Genomic DNA, 25,290 nt, shown 5'->3' on the forward strand with positions numbered 1-25,290 from the left:
TTATTCTTGAGGATTTGTACTCGTAGTGTCACAGTAGTATTTATCTGTTGGCTTGCTCGTATCAAAGAAAGTATTTCATGAACGAGTAAGCTTTTCTACCCACAACAAATTTTACATCGTCCTTACATACTTGTTTCATCCATTCGCTACAGTGTGCCTGCGGCATGGATAACCCCGCTTATCGTAGGTGCGTAGCGTAGCGGAGCGTTAGCACAGCGGAAACCTGCAGATCAATCGCTCCATGCTGTCCATTCGTGGCCCCAAGTGAAGATATTGCATCAAGAACAACCTCCTAAACTATCCTTTAATTATTAAATTGCTTGAAAAGCTATAGTGCTTATTTTGCATAGCTTGTGGCTTTTCTTAGTGCCATTCCACTCTAGACTATCAATCGCAACAGGGTTGGTTCCTTCAAATTCTCTAACATCCGGAAGTGGAAATTTTGCTAGTTCGACTAAAAGCGATTTACGTTTGGCTAAATCACCTTTGCGATAATCCCCGAGTAATTTACGATTTTGGGAACCTTTTAAAACAAATAGTTCGCGGGTTGTGAGGAAAGGACGATTGCGAGGCGAAATCAATTCCAGTGATTCTTTTCCGAGCAAATTGATTAAAATATCTGTTGCTGTGTTATCACTTACAGATATCATCAAGATTGCAAGAGTTTGTATTGTTACTGGTGAACCATCTGGCCAATTATGTAAAATTCCTGAAGGTAAGCTTTTGGACTCTGCATTAAATGTAACTACATCACTCCAAGAACGTTTTCCTAAAGTAATTTCCTGCTGGAGTGCTTGGAGTACGGCTAGTTTGAAAGCTGAACCGACAGCAAGTGGATTTTTACTATTGAGGTCAGCTAATGTTGATTCATCTTCCTTAACTAAAAAACTGACTTTACCCGGTAAAGCTTTAAATTCAGCCAATGCTTTCTCTAGACTACCAATGTTAAGCTTGGGAGCTTGAAATAATAATCCTGTGATTTGTTTTTTTGAATTCAAAACTATTTTTGTCGGAACAGAGCCTTTACTCAAAATAATCAAATAGTCACTACCATTTTGTTTGACTTCTTGATAGGTTCCCAGTTGCTTTTTAATATCCGCGATTATCAACTTTACTTGTTCGACAGGAATCTGATTCACAAAAATGGGTGCAAACCAATCAGATTTGATTTCTTTTGCAGTAAATAATCGCTCCAGTGCTATTTTTGGAGAAATCGTTTCAGCAGAAGTTTGATTTTGCACAATAGTTTCAGCTAAGTACTGTGGTGGTAAATTTACTACTGCTTTTGCTGAAGCAGGAAATACTAAAGACCCAGAAAACAAGAAAATAGCAGAAAAAATTGTCAAACAGAAACGGGAAAACATTTTTTAGCCCAATAGTTACTAATAAAGCTTACTTTCTGTTTGCAAGAACAGATAATACTCCTTTATAGAGTTTAGAAAATTTTGACTGTTCTAAAGGTGCATCCTTGTTATTCCAAGTAGCAACTACACAGTAGCTTTTACCATTTTTTCCCTGCAACCAACTAGTGAGGTTTAAAACTCCAGGTTCGGAACCACCTTTAAATGCAACTTTTTCCCAATCCTTAGGATTAACCATTCCTGGATTAATACCCATTAACGATAAGTGTCCGACTTCTGCCATAATTCCACATAATTCTTGGGCGCTAAAAAACCACTCCACATCAATAGCAACAGGGTCTACTCCCTCAAATTCACTGATAGTAGGAAGCGGAAGTTTAGCAATTTCAGGTAAAAGTGACTGACGCTGAGTTTCTGTCGCTTGACGATAACGATTGAGCAACATTCTATTTTGTGGACTTTTTAAAACAAAAAGTTCTCGAGTTGTGAGAAAAGGACGATTACGGGGTGAAGTTAATTCTATTGTTTGTCTCCCAAGTAAGTTTATTAAAGTATCTGTCGCTGTATTATCACTTACGGATATCATCAAAGTCGCAAGACTTTTAAGTGTTAATGGCGAACCATCTTCCCAACCATGCAAGATACCGGATGGTAAACTTTTCCAGTCTGATTGAATTGTTACAATATTATTCCAAGAACGCTTATTCAAATCAATTTCTGACTTGAGTATTTTGAGAATAGCAAGTTTAAAAGCCGAAGCGACTGCAAGGGGTTCCGTACTGTTGAGCTGGACTAATGTTGCTTCACCTTCCTTGACTAAGAAACTCACTTCACCAGGTAAAGCATCGAATTCAGCCATCACTTCCTTCAAGGCTGTATCTTCAGAGCTTGGAGATTGATTAACTTCAGTTGCTGAAGATTTATTTACATCAGGTTGCGGAGATTGAGTAACACCAGTTTCTGGAGATTTATTTTGACTGGGTTTTGAAGGTTGACCAACTTCAGCTTCAATAGAGGGATCGACCTTAGGTGTTACTGTTTGGTTAACTTCAGTTTCTGGGGATTGAGTATTCTTTGTTTCGGTAGATTCATTAGCCTCAGTTTCTGAAGATTGATTAACCTCGTTTCTTGGAGGTAGATCGCCTGTAGAATTTGGAGATTGGACAAATAATTTTGCTTTGGGAGATGTCTCAGCAACCAAAGTTAAATTTTGAGAAGTTAAATTTTGAGAAGTTAAATTTCGAGAAATTAAATTTCGAGAAGTTAAATTTTCTGCTGAATATTCTCCCGATAACTTTGTCTGTGCTGAAGCTGACTCGGGAAAGGCTAAAAATGCTGGTAAAAAGATGATAGAAGAAAAAGTAGTAACTAAATATCGATAAAAAGACATTAATTTAATATAAATACTATCCCTGATAAAACTTATGAATTGATTTAACTTATTAAATTCAATATTTACATTTTCTAAGGTGATTCTCTAAAAATTTTCCTTAATGCAAAGTTTAGAATATATATAAAGGAGTTTCTAAAAAATGATTATCATACATAGTTTTACTCACAATTACAAATAACTTATTTCTACAGTTAATGGCTAGCTCCTAGTGGTATATACCATAAGTCATAGATTTTAATTTATAACCCCTAATTGTTTTAAGAGTCAAATATCAAAAATTAATTACAGAATATCTTCTGATTTAGAAGTACTTAGTGGAAAGCTCGCATCATTTAGAAAAGTAATTAAGTTACAATCAATTCTTGCAAAGAATACCAGCAAATTATTATTTAGGTAAAGATGAAAAAAGGTAAAATTTAATATTATTACTAATTCAAGTCATTTTTGTGCAGATATTTTTCATACAAGTATTTTTAAATGCAAGAGGGGATTGAATTTTGCTAAAAAAACTCGGTTTATGGGGAAACCGAGTATGTATTGATATTGCATTTTGTCAATTAGAAATCAAATATTAGGCTGTATCCTCTTGATTCATCTGGCGTTCTATACTCTCAATAGCTGCATTTAGAGCTGCTATTCTTGTTTCTAAATGGTCGCGCATTCTTCTAAGGAATGTCAGCTTACGTTCCTGATGAGTCTTGTAGGAAGCTGTTTGACCACCACAGCAATAGTTATTCCAAAAAGGAAACATAGTACGTCAATTGAATATATCTCTAATTATATATTGACTCTTTTTTCAAAAAATAGTCACCTTCTAAAGATAAAAGTCAGAAAGTTATCAATTTGAAATTTTTTTATAAATGTAACAACAAATACAGGCAGAGACGCAACATAATACGTCTCTACCTTTTAAAGATTTAAGGGAAGGATATCATAAGGTAAGCTACATATCTTACCTGTAGATTAATTTCATATTTTTGCAAACAGTACCCCACAGAATAGAATATTTAATTGATTGGAAATCCCTACTCCCTTATTCAACTCTACAATTTTTGAGATTAAGTTCAGATATTTCTAGTTTTTTTTGACTTTTTGAGCCATATCCATGAAATAGTCCATGTCAGTTCGGCGAGGTTTACGATTATTAAAACTACTCGTAGTTGTGTTAACTGTATTTGTTAAATCTTTAACAGTTGATGGAGTATCTATTGTTAGATTAACATCTTGTGGTTTTTCAGATTCTACAAAGTATTTAGTTTCTGAAGAAAAACCGAATAATTGATTTATAGAACTGGATATTTTGCCGAAAAAGCCCGAAATACCTCTAAATAAAACAGATAAAAAACTTCCTAGACGAATGAAAAAGTTTTGAAAGGTTTGATTGAGACGAGACATATCGGACGCCTCCTTTAGCCAATTTACATTTGTACACCTAATAAATATATTATTACTGGTTTGTGCCGAGTGAATTTACCTGAAGGGGTAATCCTAAAGAGGTAATTTTTAATCAAGCGAAGAAGAGTACGCTTAATTTGGGGAAAAATAATTCTCAGTAATTTATAGCTAAATTGATAACAAAGCCCAGTCACTTTGAAAAAGCAACCGGGTATCTGTAAGAAATTTATGGCTGTTACATACTTAAGTATTTAATCTACCTTTGTGTCTTAATTTATTCCAGGTCAATTTTTAACAAAAAACCAGTTTTGCATAACAACCACTAATTAGCTCTTAATCCTATTTTTGTATAAAGATGCAATTTATTTTATTGTAAAGACGTTACATGTAATGTCTCTACAGAATTTATTTAGCGCAACTTTATACAGAATTGGTATACCACTTCTTGCGTTACCAATACATTTTTACTCTGTAACAAAAAATGCATTGTATCTATAGCAGCGAGCCATTTAATCAAGTAACAATAATATGGTATATGTAAAATACAGTATCCCTACCAACAAACCGTAGATTAATTCCGAGGTGCTACAAGCGTGGGCATAATAGTAGAAAACGTATCCAAGCAGTTTGGAAGCTTCAAAGCTGTTGATAGCGTTAGTTTAGAAATTGGAAGTGGTTCGCTTGTAGCATTATTGGGACCGTCTGGTTCGGGTAAGTCTACATTGTTACGCTTAATTGCTGGTTTAGAATTACCAGATAGTGGCAAAATACTACTTACAGGTAAAGACGCCACTTATCAAAGCGTTCAAGAACGAAACATTGGTTTTTTATTTCAGCACTACGCTTTGTTCAAGCACATGACCGTGTGCAAAAATATTGCCTTTGGTTTAGAAATTCGTAAAGCACAGAAAGCTAAAATCAAAGCGCGAGTAGAAGAATTGTTAGAATTAGTCCAACTGAGCGGGCTTGGCGATCGCTATCCTTCCCAGCTGTCCGGGGGACAAAGACAAAGGGTAGCTCTAGCAAGGGCTTTAGCACCGGAACCAAAAGTATTACTTCTAGACGAACCATTTAGTGCTCTTGACGCTAGGGTTCGTAAGGATTTGCGAGCATGGTTACGTAAATTACACGATGAAGTTCATGTTACTACAGTTTTCGTTACCCACGATCAAGAGGAAGCAATGGAAGTTTCCGATGAAATTGTGGTTATGAATAAGGGACGAGTGGAACAGATTGGTACCCCAGCAGAGATTTATGATCGCCCTGCGACAGCTTTCGTAATGAGTTTTATTGGTCCAGTAAATGTTTTACCGAGTAGTTCCAATATATTTCAAAGTAATGGTTTTGATAGCGCCCACCCAGAAATGTTTTTACGTCCCCAAGATATAATTGTGGAAACATCTCCCAATGGAACTACAGTTGCGGCTCGGGTAAGTCGTTTGATTCATCTGGGGTGGGAAATTCAAGCAGAATTGACTTTGGATGACGGACAAGTTGTGACTGCGCATTTAACCAGAGATAGATTTGATGAGTTAAACTTAGAGCCACAACAAAGGGTATATGTCAAACCCAAGGATGCAAAGTCTTTTCCTTTATATTTTTCTATTTAATGAAAAGACCTCATTAAGCTTTGGGTATTTTTCCTGGATTTGACATCTTTTGAGAAGTAAGGACTATGCACTCATAACAATATATTGGGTGTTTGGGATTACTACTTCACAATGGGAAAAATTTTGCTAATCCTAAGTCACAATCACTTTAACTGCGTTATCTACATGTAAGTCCTGGTAACATTTTATTGAGGTTTTAAACTAATTACCCGACTTTCCGCATTACCATCTACAGTCAATCTGTAAATAAAAATTCCAGGTGGTAAAGATTCTCCCGCGTCATTCTTACAGTTCCACACAACTGATTTTTGACCAGCACTAGGATTACTATCATCAACCAGTTTGCGAACATAAGTACCAAATCGATCCCAAATATCAATTGTCACTTTTTGGACATTATCTGGTAAGGTATATTTGATATCTACTGATTTTTTAAATACTGCCGGTTTATTGGTTGTTAGAAATCTTAAAGGTGTTACCCTATCGGCCAAAGCCGCTGTGACTGGTGCTGTAGAATATTTGTAAACAGTCAGACCTGAAGCATAACCAACAGTTACGGGATTACCAAAAAATCGAAAGCGATTGATAAATTGACCGATGTGATTTGCATCTTCCCAGTTTTCTCCTCCATTTTTTGTTTCACTGCTATAACCACCTTCAAAATTTTCATCTCCCCAGCCACCGACCCAGCCGAGGTTCTCATCAACAAATCCTACACCTTCCAGATTGGCGTTTCCTTGAGGATCGTTAATGGGAAGTCTGACCCAATTTTCCCCACCATCTGTTGTTTTGAGAATTGCACCTCGAGTAAAGTTCTCTAGAGAGATAAAACCAATGCTCTCATTGATAAACTGAATTTTCCAACCCCATTCTCCAAGCGGAAAAGAATCACTAATATCAGCGACTCGGTTTACCCAAGTTTTTCCCCCGTCTTCTGTATAGAGAACCACTGGAATGACATCATCACGACTGGGGTTCGCAATACTTGAGTCGGCTTTTCCGCCAACAACCCAACCACGATTTTCGTCAATGAAATAGTTATCAACCAACAGTGTGGCATATTCGCTCATATCCCATGCAGTCCAAGTTGCTCCCCCATCAATAGTTCTAACCATACGCGGGGGACGATTAGGATAATTAGTCCCGGAACCGTAAACAACCGACTCACTGACAACTGAAAGACCGCAAATTGCTGAGGGAGCAAGTTCGGGAAGAATATTTTCAATTAATTTCCAGTTTTGACCGCCATCGACAGTAGAGTAGAGGCGTTTTCCTCGACTCAAAGTTCCTGCCCATCCTTTTAAGGGATTAGCAAAACCAATACACCTCAAGTAAACATTATCCTGAAGTTGTTCCACCCACGTATCGCCGCCATCGGTAGTTTTGATGATTTGACCGTTACTATTAACAGCCCAACCGACCATAGGATCGATAAACCAAATATCATCAGTTCTCGAACTAGCTATGGGTGCATTTGTTGGAAACCATTGTAAATTTGTATTTGAATTTAAATTTGCAAAATTTGTCATGATAAATATTTCCTCTTGTTTAGGGATAAAGTGTTGGGTTTACAGGGGAAAATCACTATCTTTCCAGTTCTTAAATAGATTAATTCTTGCTTCTGTCCAAGGACCTTCAGGAAGTAAAGGCATGGATCTAGAAGATACTGAATTTAAAATTGCATCTGCATCATTTTTTACAGTCTCATAATCACCAAGATCGACGCGAAATCTGGGTATCCTTTTCATATGATCTATATCCATCGGTGAAAATAATTGAGAAATTCCATTTGTCCAGCTTCCTCCATTAGGTTCGAGAGAAATGGTGTGGGCTATTTTCTTTTGTGCTGTTGATACTTCAGTTAAAGCTTCTCGTAACTGGGGATAGGACTCAGTTCTAGAACCATTAATCAGCGCGTCACAAGCCTGAGCAATTTCTTGTAACCTCTCTTGAAAAAATATCCAAGCACTACTCATCTGAGGAAGCAACTGCACATCTGCATAAACTTCAAAACTTGGTCCTGCATTCATACCTGGGAAATCTTCACCTGCAGGTAGTTGGGTAATTGCTCTAGCCAGAGGAGAAATGCCAAAAGGCATAAGATTAATAAACGCACTTTTGAGAATGTACATCTGCTCCTCATTTTCTTCAGTATGAGCAAAGAAACGTAGGAGGATTTGCAGCATTACTTCATAAAGAGCAACTAAGATTTCCGCTACATCGCGACTTAAGGAATCAGTAATGATGTTGGCTCCAGGAGTTGTATTATCTTGTTGAAGACTTAAAAGGGGATTTTCAATTACTGGACGAGTAGGTTGAAAATTGGGGTCGCTTTGTAATTCAGTTAGATACTCTTCACGAATTTTGGTGAATTTAGTAAAATGACTGTCATCTCTTCGGCTAGGAGAACCTTCACCCTGGACGATAATTAAATCGATTGCTTCCATGGCTGAATTCAAGTCTTTCACCTGAATCATCTCTCGAAAAATCCCAGTTGCTTGGGCGTCAGGGGGTCCAATAAATAATTTTTCACCGATAGTTTCAAAGCCTTGGCGGATTAGTTCGTAAAGTTCTCCAATGGTGTTATATTCAATTTTTCTCGGAATCAACGGTTTTGGTAGTGCTGTAATCAGTGCGAGCAATTCCTCATCTCTAATTCTTTGACAAAACTGAGTCCAATTGTCTCTTTGTTCCTCATTATCAAAACTATTTGGTAATTCAAAGCAAATATAACGGTTTAGTGTGGTTTCATTGAAAGGCGCTAGTTTGAATTGAAGCTTTAAAGAACTATAGGTTTTAGCTTGGGGAAAATTTGCACGGCGAAAATATGGCGCTCCACCTATAGCTGTAAGCAGATTGCTAACTAATGCTAAATGCAGCATTTCCTGGACTGCAATTTCATTGATTCTCCGCCGCCACCGATTAATCTTTGTTAATTGAGCTTGAGAAACACCCTCCGAGGTAAATTCTTTTAAACTGAAAGCAGTAAAAAGATACTGACAAGAAAGGGAGTGTTCTAATTCTGCTGCTTGGGAAAGAAGATAAAGTAAATCTTCCCTGGTTTTGACTGGATTCTCTGTATTCATAACGATACTGTTACTGGCTCAACTTTCTGAAGAAAAGAAAAATTTTGCAAAGCTTTATTCATCGAAAGATTGATTTCGTATAAATTTGTAATTGTTATTCGGAAGCGATCGCTGTAAATTCTTGTACTGCAATATTGTTATCACAATGTACTAATTTTGCTACTGGAATAGATCCATTCCCATCGAGCAAATCAATATTACTAATATCATTGTCTGCCGTAACGCTTAGTAGGAGGCTATAGTTACCGACTGATTTTGGTTGCCACTCGAACGGTCCGATGATTACTTCACTATTGGATGAGATGGAAGCACCAGCAGAAATCGGTGAAGCAGTAAGATTTTCCCAAGCTGATGGCCAGATTTTATCGCCTTCTTCCTCAGTTACAAATGCACTAGCTTTGATATTATTAGCCTGAGTTATGCCACGATTTTTTACTTTTACATAAATAAAATTATTAGTTCCGCTAACTGGAATTTGGTGTTCTAAGCCATGATCGGGATTGTGGCGAATCCAAATATCATTTGTTCCCATGGAAAAAGTTGACAAGGGTTCATAACTACCCTTCCGACCATCGTCAATATATACATCAACTTCTGGAGGGAAACCGGCTGTATTTATTGGTCTTGGGGTACCTGGAGGTTGATAAAGACCTTGTTGTTCAAAAGCCCAACGGATAACTTTATGAACTGTTCCCCCTGGTTGTCCTTCAAAGTTCAAGGTATTCATATCACTTTCCATCAAGATATTTGCATACTCTTGTGCATCCTCTGGCTGAGCAGTGGAACTAAGAGTTCCAATGGATTCAAAGATCAGGTAAGTGACGTACCGAGCTGCAAAGCGACGAACTTCTAGATCTTTATGGTCTCCACCAATTGCTCGATATAACTTGAAAAGAGTGGATGAGAGAATCTGTTCCCGTTCATAACCAGCGCGGTCAGTAAAACGATCATCCTTATTTCCACCCCATGCGTAACCAGAGGAAACTGAATGATCGTGGCGACGAGGAATGATTGTCCAAGGATAGGTGAGTCCTCGATCTGGGGCTTTTGACTCTGCATCGTTAAGAATTGCTGCTAGACTATCCCCAGCACTATGGGCGAACTTGAAGTTTGGAGAGTTAACGTTATCCCACAAGATAGCATGACCAAATTCATGTAACACCACACGCCATTCAACAGCCATCCCCACTTGTGTGTCTTTTTCCACAAGAGCAAAGCGAAATCCGTCAGACCCGTTTCCGAAAATATTACCGGGTGCTTGTGCATTTACAACATTGCTGCTTAAGTTACCAAATCTATCTCGGAATTGGACGCGATGATCCACTGATACAGGGAAAGTTGTGCCGTCGAAATAGGATTTTACATCAAAGCCCATTTCCTCCATCATCCGAAACAGGCGATCGCAGTGATAGTAAGCATTAACCGCAGCAAAGTCGTCTGTTGGAACAGAATAGGAAAAATCATTTGGTGGAATTGTCGTGGGTGATACTGAGTTAGGAGAACTAATATTCACAATTTTTACGAACTCACCTTCTAGTTTCTGGGGAGTACCAATTTGAGGAGGTGGCTGAAGACCAAATAAAGTAACTCTATCTCGTAGAGAATTTAAGATACTAACAGGAGAAGAAGCTTTTATCGACTGATCGCCCGTTTTTGTCAAGGGATCCTGAAGGTATACATGACCATCAAGGCATCCAATGAATGCTGACAAATATAATACTGTCCCTGATTCTGGTTCAATAAAAGCCCTCCAGTTTAGGGAACCCATATTAGGATCGTTTAAAGTAAACAACACTTCAACAACAATATAATACTGTCCTGACTGAAAATGACTTGGTATAGGAGGTGGAATCAGTTTTGGAGCCGCAACTTGCACTTGTGTTTCGTCATTCTCTTCAGGTTCGCCATATCCATTACCGCGATCGTCAGCATTGTACTGATAAATTAGTAGTCGTTTGCTATTAACTTCTGGACGTGGTTTGTTTGCTTCTAAAGCCAGTAGATTTGCCAGGATATCTGCATTAATATGCTCTGGCATATATTGTGCGTCGGATGGTGGAGGTTCAACTTCAATTTCAGTATGTACCGCACTCTGAGAACTAGTGACACTTAAGGGATGGTTACGCATTCGTACAGTTAGTCCAGCTTCCCATACAAGTAATCCCATGTAGGTTTGGGCGTAAGAGACAGTAACCTGATTTCTTGTAACCTTCTCTTCCAAAAATTTGAGTCGCGATTCCTCTTGGATAACTTCCTCTGCGACAGCAGCATTCAAATCAGCAGAAAGTTCAGAGTCAAGCTGATAAGCCGGAAGTACTTCTCTAACATATTGTTCGGCGATTACACGTGGAGCAATTTCCACGTCTGCGGATAAGCTTGCATCAAGACTCCTATCTGCTGCAAATCTCCGGACAGTATAAGGCTGACGTGGGTGATAAAGTTGGCGAACAATCCCGTTATTATTTCGTTTTACTGAAACATTGGGTGTAATTTCAAATGTCATAACTATACGACCTCTATAATGTCAGAACTATTTATTTTTAAAATCCCAAATTTATTAAGAACTCCAATGAAAAAATTAGGGTACAGCACTTGTTATAGCTAATACAGTCTCTTTTTTAGGAGTAAAAGCTAAACGGGTACAATGCGATTTCGTGAGATCCAATTTTGATTTTTAATTATTGGGGTAAATTCTCAATCTTTTCAAACCCAAATTAGTAATTATTCATGGATATTACATAACAAATATTCAACAAACAAGTAACTTAAATCACATTGTGACGATTTTTCACAAAATCACGTTGCTCCCAAGCTAAACTGACTACAATAGAGAAGATACTAGCCCAAGCAGCTACTAATACCACTAAAAATGCAATTATTTCTTCCCTGGTATTTTTACGTGCTTAAGTAAAACGTACTTCTTGTAATTTTCCTGGAGCAAGGTTGTTAGTGGAGAATGGAAAGAAACGCCCTAGCAAACCTAAGGATTAGTAGTTTACTATTTTCGGAGCAATACGCTCACAAATCTTATGGTAGCTATTGGAAGCCCCACCATATCGCGTCATAAAACTTTCTGTTTTATTTCCTCTACTTCACCACAATATAAGCTATGGGATTTTTTTATTTTCTAGGTATCTATATAATAGTTACGTACCCCACAAACTTATGCACTTCTGAAAGCCTTAGTATATTAAAATGTGGGGTTGGCTTTAGAATAAACCCTAAAAAAGCAAAAGAATTTGTATTATGCTTGTTATTTTAATTTTTTTGCGAAATATTCTTAAAGGAGTGCGTTTACCGGTTATTTTGTAGTTTTTAGTCTGGTTCCCTGTGCGAGTCTAAACTCTAGCAAATCCCCAATTCCTTAAAAAGGATTAGCAATAATCGAAAAGTAAAGTCCATTTTCTTGCAAACTATCTTTATCCCCAGAAACAGAAACTAAAGGTATACCCCAATCAAAACGGGCGCTGAGGCGATCTTCAAGTTGTAAACGTAAGCCCAAACCAGCAGAAACTAAAGTATTTGGGTCAGAATTAGAACTGGTACTTTCTCTACCACTACGATTCCAAGCTGTACCAAAATCAATAAAAGGAGCAACCTGCAATAAACTTCTGTTTCTTGAAAAGCGAAATATGGGAATCCTAACCTCTGCAGAAGCAAAAATACCGTTGTCCTTAAGCAGCGCATCTTGACGATAACCGCGAATACTTTCTTGACCCCCCAAACCAAATTGTTCGAATGGAACTAGTGGTCGATCCGCAAATTGCATATCTCCACGCAACAGTAATAAGGTGTCTTTTGCTAATAAACGTACCCACTGCATTTGTCCCCTCCAAGCGTAAAAATTACTATCCGGGGACGTTTCATTAATAGTTGAATTGAGCCAATCAACCCCAATACTAAATTGAGACCGTAAAGCGAATACTTGTTTGCGATCGCGAGATGTCCAATCTTGAAAAAACCGAATAGCGCTAACTTTCGTTTTTCCCTCAGCATCAGCACCGGAGGCTTGAAAAGGTACTTCATCGTCGAGAAATCTGGCTTCACTTTCTCGACGAGATAGAGTTATACCTAAACCTAATTCCTGCTGAGTTTTTTCTACTATTGGTTGGCGAAAACTAACTTCGTAATATCGGGAGTCAGATTGAATATCAAGAATATTAAAAGGCTCTTCAATAACTTTATTCTCAGAAATTCCATAATTTAAAGATATGGTACCGTTACGGGGATTAATTGGTAATTTATAATGAAAATCAAAAGAATTACTACCATCAGTATTTTTATAGCTTCCACTTATACTATCGCCATAGCCCAATAAATTAGTATCACCAACCTGAATTTGACGACGAAAAGTACCGACACTTGGAGAACGTGCATTATCTAAGATTAAAGAAGTTTGAAAAGTATTTGTTTCTCGAATTTCTATTTCTAGAAGACTTTCTCCCGGACGAGTTCCCGCAGATAATTTTGCCGAAATATTTTCAATTAGGGGATTAATTTGTAATAACTGTAAGGCTTTTAATAATTTTTCCCGATTTAGGGGTTTTTTGGTCGATCTCGCAAGTCTGCTCCGGATATAACTGCGTTTAAGTTTTTGATTTCCTCTAACTTTTATATCTTCTAGCTTCCCTTCAATAACTTTAATTTCAACTACACCATCTTTAAATTTCTGTGGTGGAATAAAAGCTCCGGATGTAATGTATCCCTTACTAATATAGAGATTAGTAATTTCCGATCTAACTTTAAATAACTCTGCAATTGTTAAGGGACGGTTGAGATAAGGTGTAATAATCTTGTCAAAGTCTTTTTGTTTAAAAGCAGTACTACCAGTAATGACAAACTGCTTTACAGTTATTTGTCGAGAAGTATCGCCTGGTAAAGTAAATTCTGGTTCTGACAACCTAGGTTTTGGTAATAAATCTTCTGGTGGTGGTAATTGTTGTGGTGCTTGTGGTTCTTCGAATGGCTTATTTGGAGACGGTTCAATATTTCTAGGGTTAATATCAATATCCTGTCGGTTAACATTTGGGTTTTGCACTACCTGAGAATTTACTGGCTTTGATGAAGCTAAGCTTGCAACTGCGACTAAATTCAAGCTTAGACAAAGCTTACAAATAACAAATCTCAATTTTGATGTAGTAATTTTCACAAGCACTTTTTCAAAAGCCATTAAATTAAAGTGGAAATAAAAATTAGAGTGAAGATAATATTAAATCTAGAAATCTCAATCCTAAACTTTATTCAAAACCAAGGCTCATGTTCATTTAAGTACTTAAAAAAGAACAAGTAATCAGTATAAACTCTGATTTAATTTAAAGCTTTATTTATTCGTTCAGAGTAAAATATGTTGAAAAGGCTGAACCACACCTGACGTGAAATAGAAGCTTAAATGGCATAATTCCTTGGAAACTAGGACAAAAGTGATTTCGGTAGTTTGTAAGCCTTGAGATTAGAAATTTTGGCGTTGGTGAGTGCGTAATGCTTTAAGTACAAAATATCTACAAAAAATCAATGTTTCAATAATTCGATTTCTTAATTAGCATTCTCTATTCAGCAACGCTGAAGTTTTAATATTAAGGAACTGGGGAATATAGATTAAATCAAATGCAAAAGTGGGTACTGTTAGAATTACGTAACTTACTATTCCAAATTTAAGAATTACGGATTATTGAATTCTCATTCCTACATAGATTCATAATTAGATCTTAATCTATCAAAAAATGGGGAAAGCTAGATCTAGAACCAAATGAGTATTTGCAAGATGAGAGGGATAGAAAAAGCTGTAAGTGAGAAACGAATAGCACTTTTTTCTAGTTTAGCGATCAAAATTTTAGCTTCAAGCCTTTTTTTACCGATATGTGCGTTTTCCCCACCCATTGCGAAAGCAGAGATAATATCTGATGAAACAACAAATACCACTGTTATTCCCAATGGAAATAATTTTACGATTACTAATGGCACTCGCATAGGAAATAATCTATTTCACAGTTTCAGTAAATTCTCTGTTCCTAACAAAGGTCTAGCTTTCTTTAGTAATGCAGCAGAGATTAAAAATATTTTCAGTCGTGTGACTGGTGGTAATATTTCTCATATTGACGGGCTAATAGGTACAAACGGTAAAGCTAATTTATTTTTTATTAATCCAACAGGGATTATTTTTGGTGAAAATGCTGTTTTGAATGTGGGGGGATCGTTTATTGCTTCAACTGCAGATAGCATTTTGTTTGAGGATACCACTAGTTTTAGTGCCACCGAAGGAAATACACCGCCATTACTAACTATTAGCATCCCAACTGGTTTACAAACCGGAGCGAATCCGGGCAAAATTGAAGTCCAAGGCCCTGGTCACAATCTTATTGTAGATCCCACAACCGGAATAATTGATGCAAGCAATAGACCTTTGGGATTACTTGCTCTACCTGATCAAACCTTAGCATTAATTGGTTCTAAAGTATCTATGGAAGGAGGTAATATTACTGGCTTCGGGGGACGTATCGAAATTGGTAGCATCAGTGCTGACGAAACTATAACTTTAAATCCAAGTAACTCAGGTTTTGTTTTGGGCTACGAAAGTATTGGTAAGTTTGAAGATATCAACATAACTCAAGCTTCCTCAGTTTTTAACACTAATAGTGGAGAAATTCAAATTCAAGGTAAACAAATTACCATTACTGATGCTTCTCCTGTTACAGCGAGTACTCAAAATGATTTACCAGGAGGATCTATTTACGTTCATGCTTCAGAATCACTAACAGCAATCACTAGCAAAACCAATATAATTCCTAGCGGTCTATTTGCTATCGTCTTTGCTGGAGCTAGTGGAAATGGGGGTAATGTCGAGGTTAAAACAGAGGATTTGCGACTTGTGGGCGGAGGACAAATAACAGCCAACAGCCAGCACATTTAGTCAAGGTAATGCAGGTAATATCAAAATTCAAGCACGGGATATGGAAATAACTGGTATTAATTCTTTTGCTACCAGCATCTCTACTGCATCTGTGGGAGCAGCGACTGGAAATGGAGGAAATATCATAATTAATACGGAAAGTTTGCGTGTTAATAATTTGGCGAGAATCAATGTAAGTGGTTCTGATGGAGGGGGCGCTGGTAATATAACTATTAACGCTGACCGGATTAATTTAAGCGACCAAGGTCGCATAGAAGCCCAAGCAGCTGCAGGAAACAGAGGTGATATTCAGTTAAATGCTCAATTTCTTGAGTTACATAACAATAGCAGAATTACTACCAATGCCACTAACACAGCCCATGGTGGTAATATCACCATAAATTCCCCAATTATTATTGGTTTGGAAAACAGCGATATCATCGCTAACGCAGTTGAAGGTAATGGTGGTAATATTGACATCACTACTCAAGGTATCTTCGGTTTACAATTTCGCTCTCGCTTGACTCCAGAAAGTGATATCACAGCTAGTTCAAAATTTGGTGTCAATGGTACGGTAGATATTAATAATTTTGGCGTTGATCCCAGTATTGGTATAGTAGAATTACCTACAGCATTGGTAGACTCATCGCAAGAGATGGCAAAAGGTTGTTCTGGTACATTTGATAACAGCTTTATCATTACTGGTCGAGGCGGAATACCCCAAAATCCTAACGGACAAGTCAGCATCAATCGTCCTTGGTCGGATATTCGCAATTTGTCTGCATACGGTCAAGTAAGTAGTAAAGTAGCTACAACTAATAACCAAGAATCAAGTCAAAAATTTAACCAAGAATCAAGTCAAACATTAATTGTGGAAGCCTCCCATTTAATACGTAATTCCAAGGGAGAAATCGAACTGATAGCTCCAGCTAATTTTGGGAATAATAAATTTAACACTGTCCCAACAACCTGTGCTTCTGTTCGGCGAACAGTCAATAATCAATAGTTATAGTTATCAGGACTATGATTTCTTCTTCTCAACAACGCCGTTTGTATGTCAGTCTCGGCTTATTAGGTTTTTGTCTGGCATTTCTTCTGCTTCTACCTTGGAAATTTACAGCAGTGCAAGCTTCTATTGGGGTTTCTTCAACTGCAAATATCACTCTCAATAGTGGAACTGTAAATCTATTAGAAAAAGGACGAAACCTTTACCATCGAGGAAATTTTACAGAAGCTGCTAATATTTGGCAAATGGCTGCAGAAGAATATCAAAATAAACGCGATCAGCCGAATCAGATCCTGAGTTTGAGTTACCTTTCTCTTGTACAAAAAGAGCTTAACCAGTTCTACAAAGCAGAACAATCAGTCAAAAAAGCCTTAGAGCTTTTGCAACAGACGAAACATAAGACAAACCCAATTATTTGGGCACAGGTACTAAACACTCAAGCTAGTTTGCAACTGCATATGGGTAAGCCCCAAATTGCTTTAGAAAACTGGCAAAAAGCTCAAAGATATTATGAAAAAGCTAGGGATAAACAGGGGAGTTTAGGCAGTCAAATCAACCAAGCACAAGCATTACAAAGTTTGGGATTTTATCGTCGTTCCAGACAACAGCTAGAAGAGATTAACCAACAACTAATGGTAATACCAGATTCTCACATTAAAGTGAGCGGTTTGCGATCGCTTGGCGTTACTTTACAATTGATAGGTCTTTCTCAAGAAAGTCAAGATATTCTGTTAGAAAGTTTAAAAACAGCTAAAAGGATTAATGCAGATGCTGAAATTACTAGTATTTTGCAAACATTAGGTCAAGCTGCAGTTTATTTAAAAGATCCTGATACTGCATTGAGTTATTTTGAACAAGCAGAAAAAGCAGCTAATACTTCTCAAGAAAAATTACAAGCACGCCTACGACGCTTTAAGCTTTTTGTTGATTATAATGTCAATGATCATGCAGTTGGCCTAGCTCCTCAAATATGGCAACAACTCCAGAAACTTCCACCCAGTCACATATCTCTTAATAACAAAATTAATTTTATTACCACATTAAATAAATTAGAAAACAATACACAAAATAAGTCTTCCCGTATTATACCTATTAAGGATTTAGGAGAAGTGCTTGCCCAGACAGTTCAAGGAGCGCGAGAAATTCAAGATCTGCGAACAGAAGCCTATGCTCTGAAAGAATGGGGAAAATTATATAAATCAACAAATCAATTATTCGAAGCACAAAATCTAACTCAAAAATCTTTGAATATTGCTCGTCAACTCCAAGCGGAGGATATAGTTTCTCAGGCTGCTTGGCAACTGGGAAGTTTATATAAAGAACAAAATCACCGAACAGAAGCGATCGCAACTTATAGAGAAGCTGTAGATGCTCTGAAAGCAATTCGGGGGGATTTAGTTGCAGTTAACCCAGATGTACAGTTATCATTCAGTGAAAGTGTAGAACCTGTATACCGAGAATTAGTAGGACTATTACTAGAAAAAGAACCCGATCAAGCTAGTCTAATTGAGGCTCGGAATTTAATTGAATCCTTGCAAATCACCGAGTTAGATAACTTTTTACGAGAAGCCTGTTTAGACAAAGTAGAGCATATTGACACGATAGATCCTACTGCCACGGTTGTTTATCCGATTATCTTACCGGATCGCCTTGCTGTTATCTATTCTACCGCAGGACAACCATTACAGTATGCTGTTACTCGTAAGCCTCAAGCAGAAGTTGAGGAGACTCTAAATCAGCTACTTGCGAGTTTAAGTCCAATTTCTGATGCTCAAGAACGCGATCACTTATCAAAACAAGTATACAATTGGCTAGTCAGCCCAGTAGAAAATACTCAAACCTTTAAGTCAACTAAGACACTGGTATTTGTGTTAGATGGAATACTAAGAAATATACCAATGTCAGCCCTTTATGATGGTCAAAAGTATCTAATCGAGAAGTATGCTGTTACCTTATCCCCAGGTTTACAACTAATTGCAGCAAACTCCTTACAATCCAAAAATATCAATGCAGTAGTTGCCGGTATAAGTGAAGCCCGTAACGGTTTTTCTCCACTCCCCGGAGTCAAATCTGAAGTCACAAAAATTTCTCACATGCTTCCTTCCTCCTCCATTTTGCTCAACTCAAAGTTAACAGAGTCAAAGTTAGGAGAAAAAATGAAGAATAGTCCTGCAAATGTAGTCCATTTAGCAACTCATGGACAATTTAGCTCTCATTTGGACCAAACATTTTTATTGACCTGGGATGAGCAAATAAATATTAAAGAATTATCAGAGCTACTACAAAATCGTCAAGCTCGTAACTCCAAAGATATCGATCTATTGGTTTTGAGTGCTTGTGACACTGCTGCTGGAGATAAACGTGCTGTTTTAGGTTTAGCAGGCTTAGCGGTAAAGTCTGGCGCACGTTCAACTATAGCCTCTTTGTGGCCCGTGAAAGACGAAGCAACTGTATCTTTGATGACAAACTTCTATCGAAAACTTCTTCAACCTGGAACGAATAAAGCAGAAGCGCTCAGACAAGCTCAAATTGACGTAGTTCAAAAAACAAAATTTAAAGAACCATTTTTCTGGTCTGCTTTTGTTTTAGTTGGTAATTGGCAGTAGTTACTATTAAATTTGCAAATTTACATTTTCAAAAAACTAAAAAAATATATCCTAAACAGATTTTTGTAACTTTCTAAATATAAATTTAAACAGTCTTCAAAAAATGTAAGTAATCTCTGGGCGGACTTGAGAAATAAACATTTCTACAATATTAGTAGATTTCAAGAGATAAAAATCTTAAACCTCATAACTTAAAACTTCACAACTCCAGATATTACGCTCGATAACCATAATCTATCAATCCATAATCTAATACTTCCTTTTCTACTAGTCTTTTTTGAATTTATGAGTGTAAGTGATGAAAAAACAAATATTTCTTGGCACTTTAAGTGTATGTACTTTTTTAAGTAGTTTTATATGGACATATTCTAAAAGTGCTTATGCCGTTATCTTTCAACCACCACCTGAGGAAGGTACCCCTAGGGAAGCAAAAGGAGGAGCATCCCGTGGAGATGTAAAATTTGTCCCACCTCCTCAACGTCAAACTCCTAGTCGAACTTATAGTGGTGGTTCTCGAGGTAGTCTATTTACTCCTAAACGGGAAAATGGAGCTCCAAAATCTGGTGTAGGAGGAGCGTCTCGTGGGGATTTATTTACCCCAAAACCAGGAAATGAAACTCCTAAATCTGGAACAGGAGGAGGATCTCGTGGTGATAAAACATCTTCTACTTCTCAAAATATCAATCCTCAAGCTAGTGTAATTTCTCCCCGGACAATTTTACCGCTTTTACCTCAAACTTTTTTCGGTACAACAGTCTCTGAAAACCCCAACATTTTTGTTTATTTACCTGAGTCTACAGCACGAGAAGCAATTTTTAGTTTTAAAAATGCTACTGGTAAGACCTTACATCATGTGAAAATTCCAGTTTCAGGTAAGGCTGAAGTTCTTTCTGTAAAAATTCCCACAAATTTAGAGCTGGAACAGAATTACGAATGGTTTTTGGCACTAAAAGTTAACAATAGGCTTACCCCCAGGACGCCTTACGTTAACGGTTGGATCAAGCGAATTCGACCAAGTTCAGAATTGTTACAGGCTATAGAAGACAAAGATGGTCTTAAACAAGCAATAGCTTTTGGCAAACATGGTGTATGGTATGACTGCATTGAAATTTTAGCAAAACTGCGCGTTAAAAAACCTAATGATAAAATCTTAGATAAACATTGGTCAGAATTGTTAGGTTCTGTTGAATTAAAAGATATTGATAAGGCTCCCATAGTAGCCCTAAATAATTAATTCAAGTTTTCAAGTTTTCAAGTTTTAAAGTTTTCAAGTTTTCAAGTTCATAAGTTTACAAGTTCACAAATCAATAAATTTCAGTAGCACACATTAAAACTATACCCACGACAAGGGATTTAATCGCTTCTTGCATATTTTGCTAAAAGTTTTTTATATCCTTCTAGGAAAGATTTCAGCAATTTTTATTCTCTTCAAGTGATTCAATAATTTGAGGAGAGATTGTAAGAATTTAGAATTCCAAAACTACAAACTGTATGACGATCAACTAGCAACAATAAATCAGATATTTATACTAAATCCAATTCTTAAAACCCTTTACATTTTTTGGGATTTTCCCCACACTTCCCTCTCTCGTTATAAAAAGGGGTAATCAAACCGGATTTAGTATAAAAAATGCTCAGTAATGTATGGGCAGTGTTAGAGATATATATTTCTAGGACATATATTTCTAGGATATATATTTTATTTTTTCAGAGACGGGATATGTCTCATCTCTACAGTTATGAACTTGACTGTTCCTTGCTCGAAATAGATGTATGTGGCAGAAATTTAAAGCTTTATTTAGAAAAACTCGCAGCATTTTTATTATTACCCCAAGTGTTGCTATTGTCGTTTTAGTTGGACAGGGATTAGGACTATTTAACTTAGCTGAATGGGCAACCCAAAATCAATTTTTTCGCTGGCGCTCAACACAAAAATTAGCTCCAGAAGTTGTAATTGTCACTATTGATGAGCAAGATATTCAATTTGTAGGTAAATGGCCAGTTTCAGACCAATCCCTTGCTCAATTATTAAAAAAAATCCGCGTACAGCAACCCCGCGCCATTGGTCTAGATATATATCGAGATTTACCAGAAGGAGCAGGAAAAGAGGAACTCGTACAAGTTTTTCGTAGCACTCCAAATTTATTTGGAGTTGAAAAAATTACAGGAGAGCGAGTTAAACCACCACCAGAATTAAAAAAACGAGAGCAAGTAGGTTTAGCTGATTTAGTATTAGATAGCGATTTCCATGTACGACGAGCCCTACTAACTGCTGTTGATGAAGAAGAGGATACTCTCAAAGCAGGATTAGGAACCATTGTTGCTTTAAAATATTTGGAAAAAGAAGGAATTACTTTAGAAAGCATTGACCCCCAACGACAAGAATTCCGGTTAGGTAAACAAGTCTACCTGCCCTTACAAAATCTGGAAGCAGGTTACCGGGATAAAGATTTGGGTGGATATCAGATTTTACTTAATTGGTATGGTTCAGAAAAAGCCTTTGTAAAAGTAAAGATGCGGGATGTTTTACAGGGAAATATTCCCAAGGACATAATGCGCGATCGCATGGTGTTTATTGGTTCAACAGCTGCAAGTACTAATGATTTTTTTAGTAGCCCCTTTAGTTCTTCTTGGCTATCGGAGAGAAATCAGACACCCGGTGTAGTTATTCACGCTAATATTGCTTTACAGTTAATCCACGGAGCAAGGACTGGTACAGCTAATTTAAAAGGTTTTTCTGGAATTGATTTTCTTGTTTGGATCGTTTTATGGTCTGCTATTGGGTCTGTTGGTACTTGGTTTTTAAGTGCTAATTGTAATCAAAAATTCCTCATAGGAGGCAATATACTTTGGGCAACCGTAGGTATTAGTATAGTCTTTCTGGGTGGTAACTATTGGAGTTTCTTACATGGACTATTAGTACCGGTTACACCTACTTTAATTGCTTTTATTGGTAGTACGATCGCCACAACTAATGCCTATAAACAGCAGAAACTCGAAGAAACTAATAGCCAATTAGAAATCGCTAATACTAAATTACTGGACTACTCAAAAACCCTAGAAACAAAAGTTGAAAAACGGACCCACGAGTTACTCAAAGCGAAGCAAGCTGCAGAGATTGCAAACCAAGCCAAAAGTGATTTCCTTGCCAATATGAGTCATGAATTGCGCACACCACTCAATGGCATAATTGGATATGCTCAGGTTTTAGAGCGTTCGCCAAGCATTAAAGATAAAAATCGAGAAGGAGTTAATATCATTCATCAGTGTGGTTCCCATCTCTTGATGCTAATTAATGATATTCTGGATCTTTCGAAAATCGAAGCCGGTAAATTAGAGTTATTTCCCAGCAAAATTCATTTACCAGGTTTTTTGAATGGGGTTACAGAGATGTGTCGGATTCGGGCACAGCAGAAAGGTATTTCGTTTGATGTAATTCTGGATCGAAATCTACCGACTGGTGTCAATGCAGATGAGAAAAGATTGCGGCAAGTATTAATAAATTTGATTGGAAATGCCATTAAATTTACTGATAATGGTGGAGTTATTTTTAAAGTAGATACTATTGAAACTATTACATCTAAAACTTTACTTACAGCAAACCAAGATATAGAAAATAGAGACACCACAAATCCATTACCCACTTGTAACGTTCGCTTTCAGATAGAAGATACAGGTGTTGGAATGTCACCTGAACAATTGGAGAAAATTTTTCAACCCTTTGAGCAAGTAGGTGATATTGGTAAACGTCCTGATGGTACGGGTTTAGGATTAACCATTAGTCAAAGAATTACGACTTTGATGGGTAGTCAAATAAAAGTCCAGAGTCGTTGTGGTGAAGGAAGTATTTTTTCGTTGGATTTAACGATGTCGATCGTTAATGATTGGAATACACAAGAAGTAGTATCGCAACAAAAAATTATAGGGATTCGGGGTATCCCACCTCAAATCCTTATTGTTGATGACGATAATCACCACTGTTACATGTTAAGTAATTTACTACAAAGTATTGGTTTTCGTATTTTGGAAGCAGGTGATGGGTTACAAGGTCTAAAGTTAGCAATTGAAAATCAACCTGACGTAATTTTACTTGATTTGGTCATGCCAAATATGGATGGCTTTGAACTTATGGTTAAACTTCATGAAAATCCCCAAACAAACTCAATTCCTATTATTGTCTCCAGTGCAAAAGTTTTTGAAGCGGAACGCCAAAAAAGTCTAGAAGCAGGAGCAAAAAGCTTTTTACCCAAGCCTCTACAAGTAGAGGATTTACTAAATGCACTACGAACTCTACTACAACTTGAGTGGATCTATGAGGAATCGAAATCGGCAAAATTATCTTCTACAGAAACCCAGAATTCAACTGCTGAAAGTCAATTGATTTTGCCATCCCAAGATATTTTGCAAAAACTCTATCACTTAGCAATGATGGGTGATATCCCAACTATTGAGGAAATACTAAAAGATGTTACCAATCAGAGCACAGAATTTATTGTTTTCACAAAACAAATCGGAGAATTTGCATCCAACTTCCAAACTAGAAAAATACGTAATTTTCTCGAGCAATTTGTCTTAAAGGATTCACCCCAATGACGACCGAAATTCTTTCCAAGCCCAAGTATATCCTTTTAGTTGATGACAATCCCAATAATCTCAAGGTGTTATTCGAAGCTATTCAGGGTCATGGCTGGAAAGCTTTGATGGCAACAAATGGAGAATCAGCAATTGAACAAGCAGAATACGCGAAACCCGATTTGATTCTGCTGGATGTTATGATGCCTGGAATTGATGGATTTGAAGCTTGTCGCAGACTTAAAGCTAATTCTGTCACTCAAGATGTTCCGGTAATTTTTATGACTGCGTTATCGGATACTACAGATAAAGTAAAAGGTTTAGAAATTGGTGCAGTTGACTATATTACTAAACCATTTCAACAGGAAGAAGTAATTGCCAGATTAAAGTTACATTTAAACTTATCTCACCTTACCCATACTCTCGAACAAAAAGTGGAGGAGCGGACTGCTGAATTAAGCAAATCTCTAGAACAGCTACAAAAAACTCAATTACAATTGATCCAAAGCGAGAAGATGTCTACTTTGGGACAGTTAGTAGCAGGTATAGGTCATGAAATTAACAACCCGCTCAACTCAATAGTTGCCAATACATTCCATGTTCAAGAATATACTAGTGACATGCTTGAGGTACTAAACCTCTTCCAAGAAAAATTTGCTGAGTTAGATCCAAGTATTGCTAAATTGTTGCAGAAAATTGATTTAGAGTTTCTCAACGAGGATTTACCAAGCCTGTTAAAGTCAATGCAACACGGGGTTACCCGTTTAGAAGATATTAGTCTTTCTTTGAGAACTTTTGCCCGTTCTGACATCTCATCCAAGGTAGAATTTCAAATTCATGAAGGACTTAATAGTACTGTAATGTTACTTCAGCATCGACTTAAAAGTAATCAAGATCATCCTGAAATTGAGGTTGTCAAAGACTATGGTGATTTACCACCTATTACCTGCTATCCTGGACAGATAAATCAAGTATTCATGAATTTAATTGCCAATGCGATTGATGCATTTGAAGAACTCAATCGTAATCGCTCTTATCAAGAAATAACTGCTGATCCAAATATTATCACTGTAAAAACAAGGGTGAACGACGAAAAAAATACAGTGACAATTTGCATTAAGGATAATGGTATCGGTTTAAACCCTCAATTACAGGATGAAATTTTTGAACAAACATTTACTACTAAGGCTGTTGGTAAAGGAACCGGATTAGGATTAGCAATCAGCCATCAGATAGTTGTGGAAAAACACAACGGGGAAATTGAATTATATTCAATTCCCGGTCAAAGCACGGAATTTATAGTTACCCTACCTATTAGTTAATTTTTTGATTTTGAGATCGATATTTAGAATTATTTGCTTACCGGTATCACTAA

The 25,290-nt window shown here is 37.0% G+C and carries 15 protein-coding genes; 7 read left to right on the top strand and 8 right to left on the bottom strand.

The genetic code is table 11. The features are described from left to right. Positions 1-311: 311 nt before the first annotated feature. From BC008_RS04920 to BC008_RS04935, 4 genes are all read right to left on the bottom strand, one after another. Positions 312-1,364, bottom strand: a complete 1,053-nt coding sequence (locus BC008_RS04920; protein ID WP_058183277.1) for a serine hydrolase — start codon at positions 1,362-1,364, stop codon at positions 312-314. Between the two features lie 28 nt (positions 1,365-1,392). Continuing rightward, complete coding sequence (locus tag BC008_RS04925; protein WP_058183279.1) at positions 1,393-2,751, bottom strand: serine hydrolase; 1,359 nt, start codon at positions 2,749-2,751, stop codon at positions 1,393-1,395. A 574-nt stretch (positions 2,752-3,325) separates the two neighbouring features. After that, positions 3,326-3,505 (bottom strand): ABC transporter C-terminal domain-containing protein, encoded by a 180-nt coding sequence (locus BC008_RS04930; RefSeq protein WP_058183281.1) that lies wholly within the window; start codon positions 3,503-3,505, stop codon positions 3,326-3,328. A 323-nt stretch (positions 3,506-3,828) separates the two neighbouring features. Beyond that, a complete protein-coding gene (locus tag BC008_RS04935; RefSeq protein ID WP_027842849.1) occupies positions 3,829-4,149 on the bottom strand; it encodes a hypothetical protein in 321 nt (106 codons plus the stop codon). A gap of 593 nt (positions 4,150-4,742) precedes the next feature. Here BC008_RS04935 and BC008_RS04940 point away from each other — a divergent pair. Next, positions 4,743-5,759, top strand: a complete 1,017-nt coding sequence (locus BC008_RS04940) for a sulfate/molybdate ABC transporter ATP-binding protein (RefSeq protein ID WP_027842850.1) — start codon at positions 4,743-4,745, stop codon at positions 5,757-5,759. A 185-nt stretch (positions 5,760-5,944) separates the two neighbouring features. Here BC008_RS04940 and BC008_RS04945 read toward each other — a convergent pair whose 3' ends face one another. The 4 genes from BC008_RS04945 to BC008_RS04960 form a co-directional block, all read right to left on the bottom strand. Continuing rightward, complete coding sequence (locus BC008_RS04945) at positions 5,945-7,288, bottom strand: YCF48-related protein (RefSeq protein ID WP_027842851.1); 1,344 nt, start codon at positions 7,286-7,288, stop codon at positions 5,945-5,947. A 39-nt stretch (positions 7,289-7,327) separates the two neighbouring features. Then, positions 7,328-8,845, bottom strand: coding sequence for a ferritin-like domain-containing protein (locus BC008_RS04950; RefSeq protein WP_027842852.1), 1,518 nt, complete (start codon positions 8,843-8,845; stop codon positions 7,328-7,330). Positions 8,846-8,939: 94 nt separating this feature from the next. Then, complete coding sequence (locus BC008_RS04955) at positions 8,940-11,348, bottom strand: hypothetical protein (protein WP_058183283.1); 2,409 nt, start codon at positions 11,346-11,348, stop codon at positions 8,940-8,942. Between the two features lie 861 nt (positions 11,349-12,209). After that, positions 12,210-14,015 (bottom strand): ShlB/FhaC/HecB family hemolysin secretion/activation protein, encoded by a 1,806-nt coding sequence (locus BC008_RS04960; protein ID WP_058183285.1) that lies wholly within the window; start codon positions 14,013-14,015, stop codon positions 12,210-12,212. A 576-nt stretch (positions 14,016-14,591) separates the two neighbouring features. On the opposite strand from BC008_RS04960, the gene BC008_RS48035 reads away from it, so the two are divergent. From BC008_RS48035 to BC008_RS04990, 6 genes are all read left to right on the top strand, one after another. Further along, positions 14,592-15,752 (top strand): filamentous hemagglutinin N-terminal domain-containing protein, encoded by a 1,161-nt coding sequence (locus tag BC008_RS48035; RefSeq protein ID WP_153009519.1) that lies wholly within the window; start codon positions 14,592-14,594, stop codon positions 15,750-15,752. Positions 15,753-15,792: 40 nt separating this feature from the next. Then, a complete protein-coding gene (locus tag BC008_RS48040; protein ID WP_027842854.1) occupies positions 15,793-16,737 on the top strand; it encodes an S-layer family protein in 945 nt (314 codons plus the stop codon). 17 nt (positions 16,738-16,754) lie between these two features. Next, positions 16,755-19,343 carry a CHAT domain-containing protein gene (locus BC008_RS04975; RefSeq protein ID WP_027842855.1) on the top strand — a complete coding sequence of 863 codons (2,589 nt, stop codon included), beginning with the start codon at positions 16,755-16,757 and terminating at the stop codon, positions 19,341-19,343. A gap of 298 nt (positions 19,344-19,641) precedes the next feature. Next, complete coding sequence (locus tag BC008_RS04980) at positions 19,642-20,577, top strand: DUF928 domain-containing protein (protein ID WP_027842856.1); 936 nt, start codon at positions 19,642-19,644, stop codon at positions 20,575-20,577. 539 nt (positions 20,578-21,116) lie between these two features. Further along, positions 21,117-23,936: a CHASE2 domain-containing protein gene (locus BC008_RS04985; RefSeq protein ID WP_027842857.1), complete on the top strand. Its 2,820-nt coding sequence runs from the start codon at positions 21,117-21,119 to the stop codon at positions 23,934-23,936. Continuing rightward, a complete protein-coding gene (locus BC008_RS04990; protein ID WP_027842858.1) occupies positions 23,933-25,237 on the top strand; it encodes a hybrid sensor histidine kinase/response regulator in 1,305 nt (434 codons plus the stop codon). The genes BC008_RS04985 and BC008_RS04990 overlap by 4 nt, the downstream gene beginning before the upstream one ends. The last annotated feature ends 53 nt before the right edge of the window (positions 25,238-25,290 follow it).

It is taken from the genome of Mastigocoleus testarum BC008 (genome assembly GCF_001456025.1).
GTDB lineage: Bacteria > Cyanobacteriota > Cyanobacteriia > Cyanobacteriales > Nostocaceae > Mastigocoleus > Mastigocoleus testarum.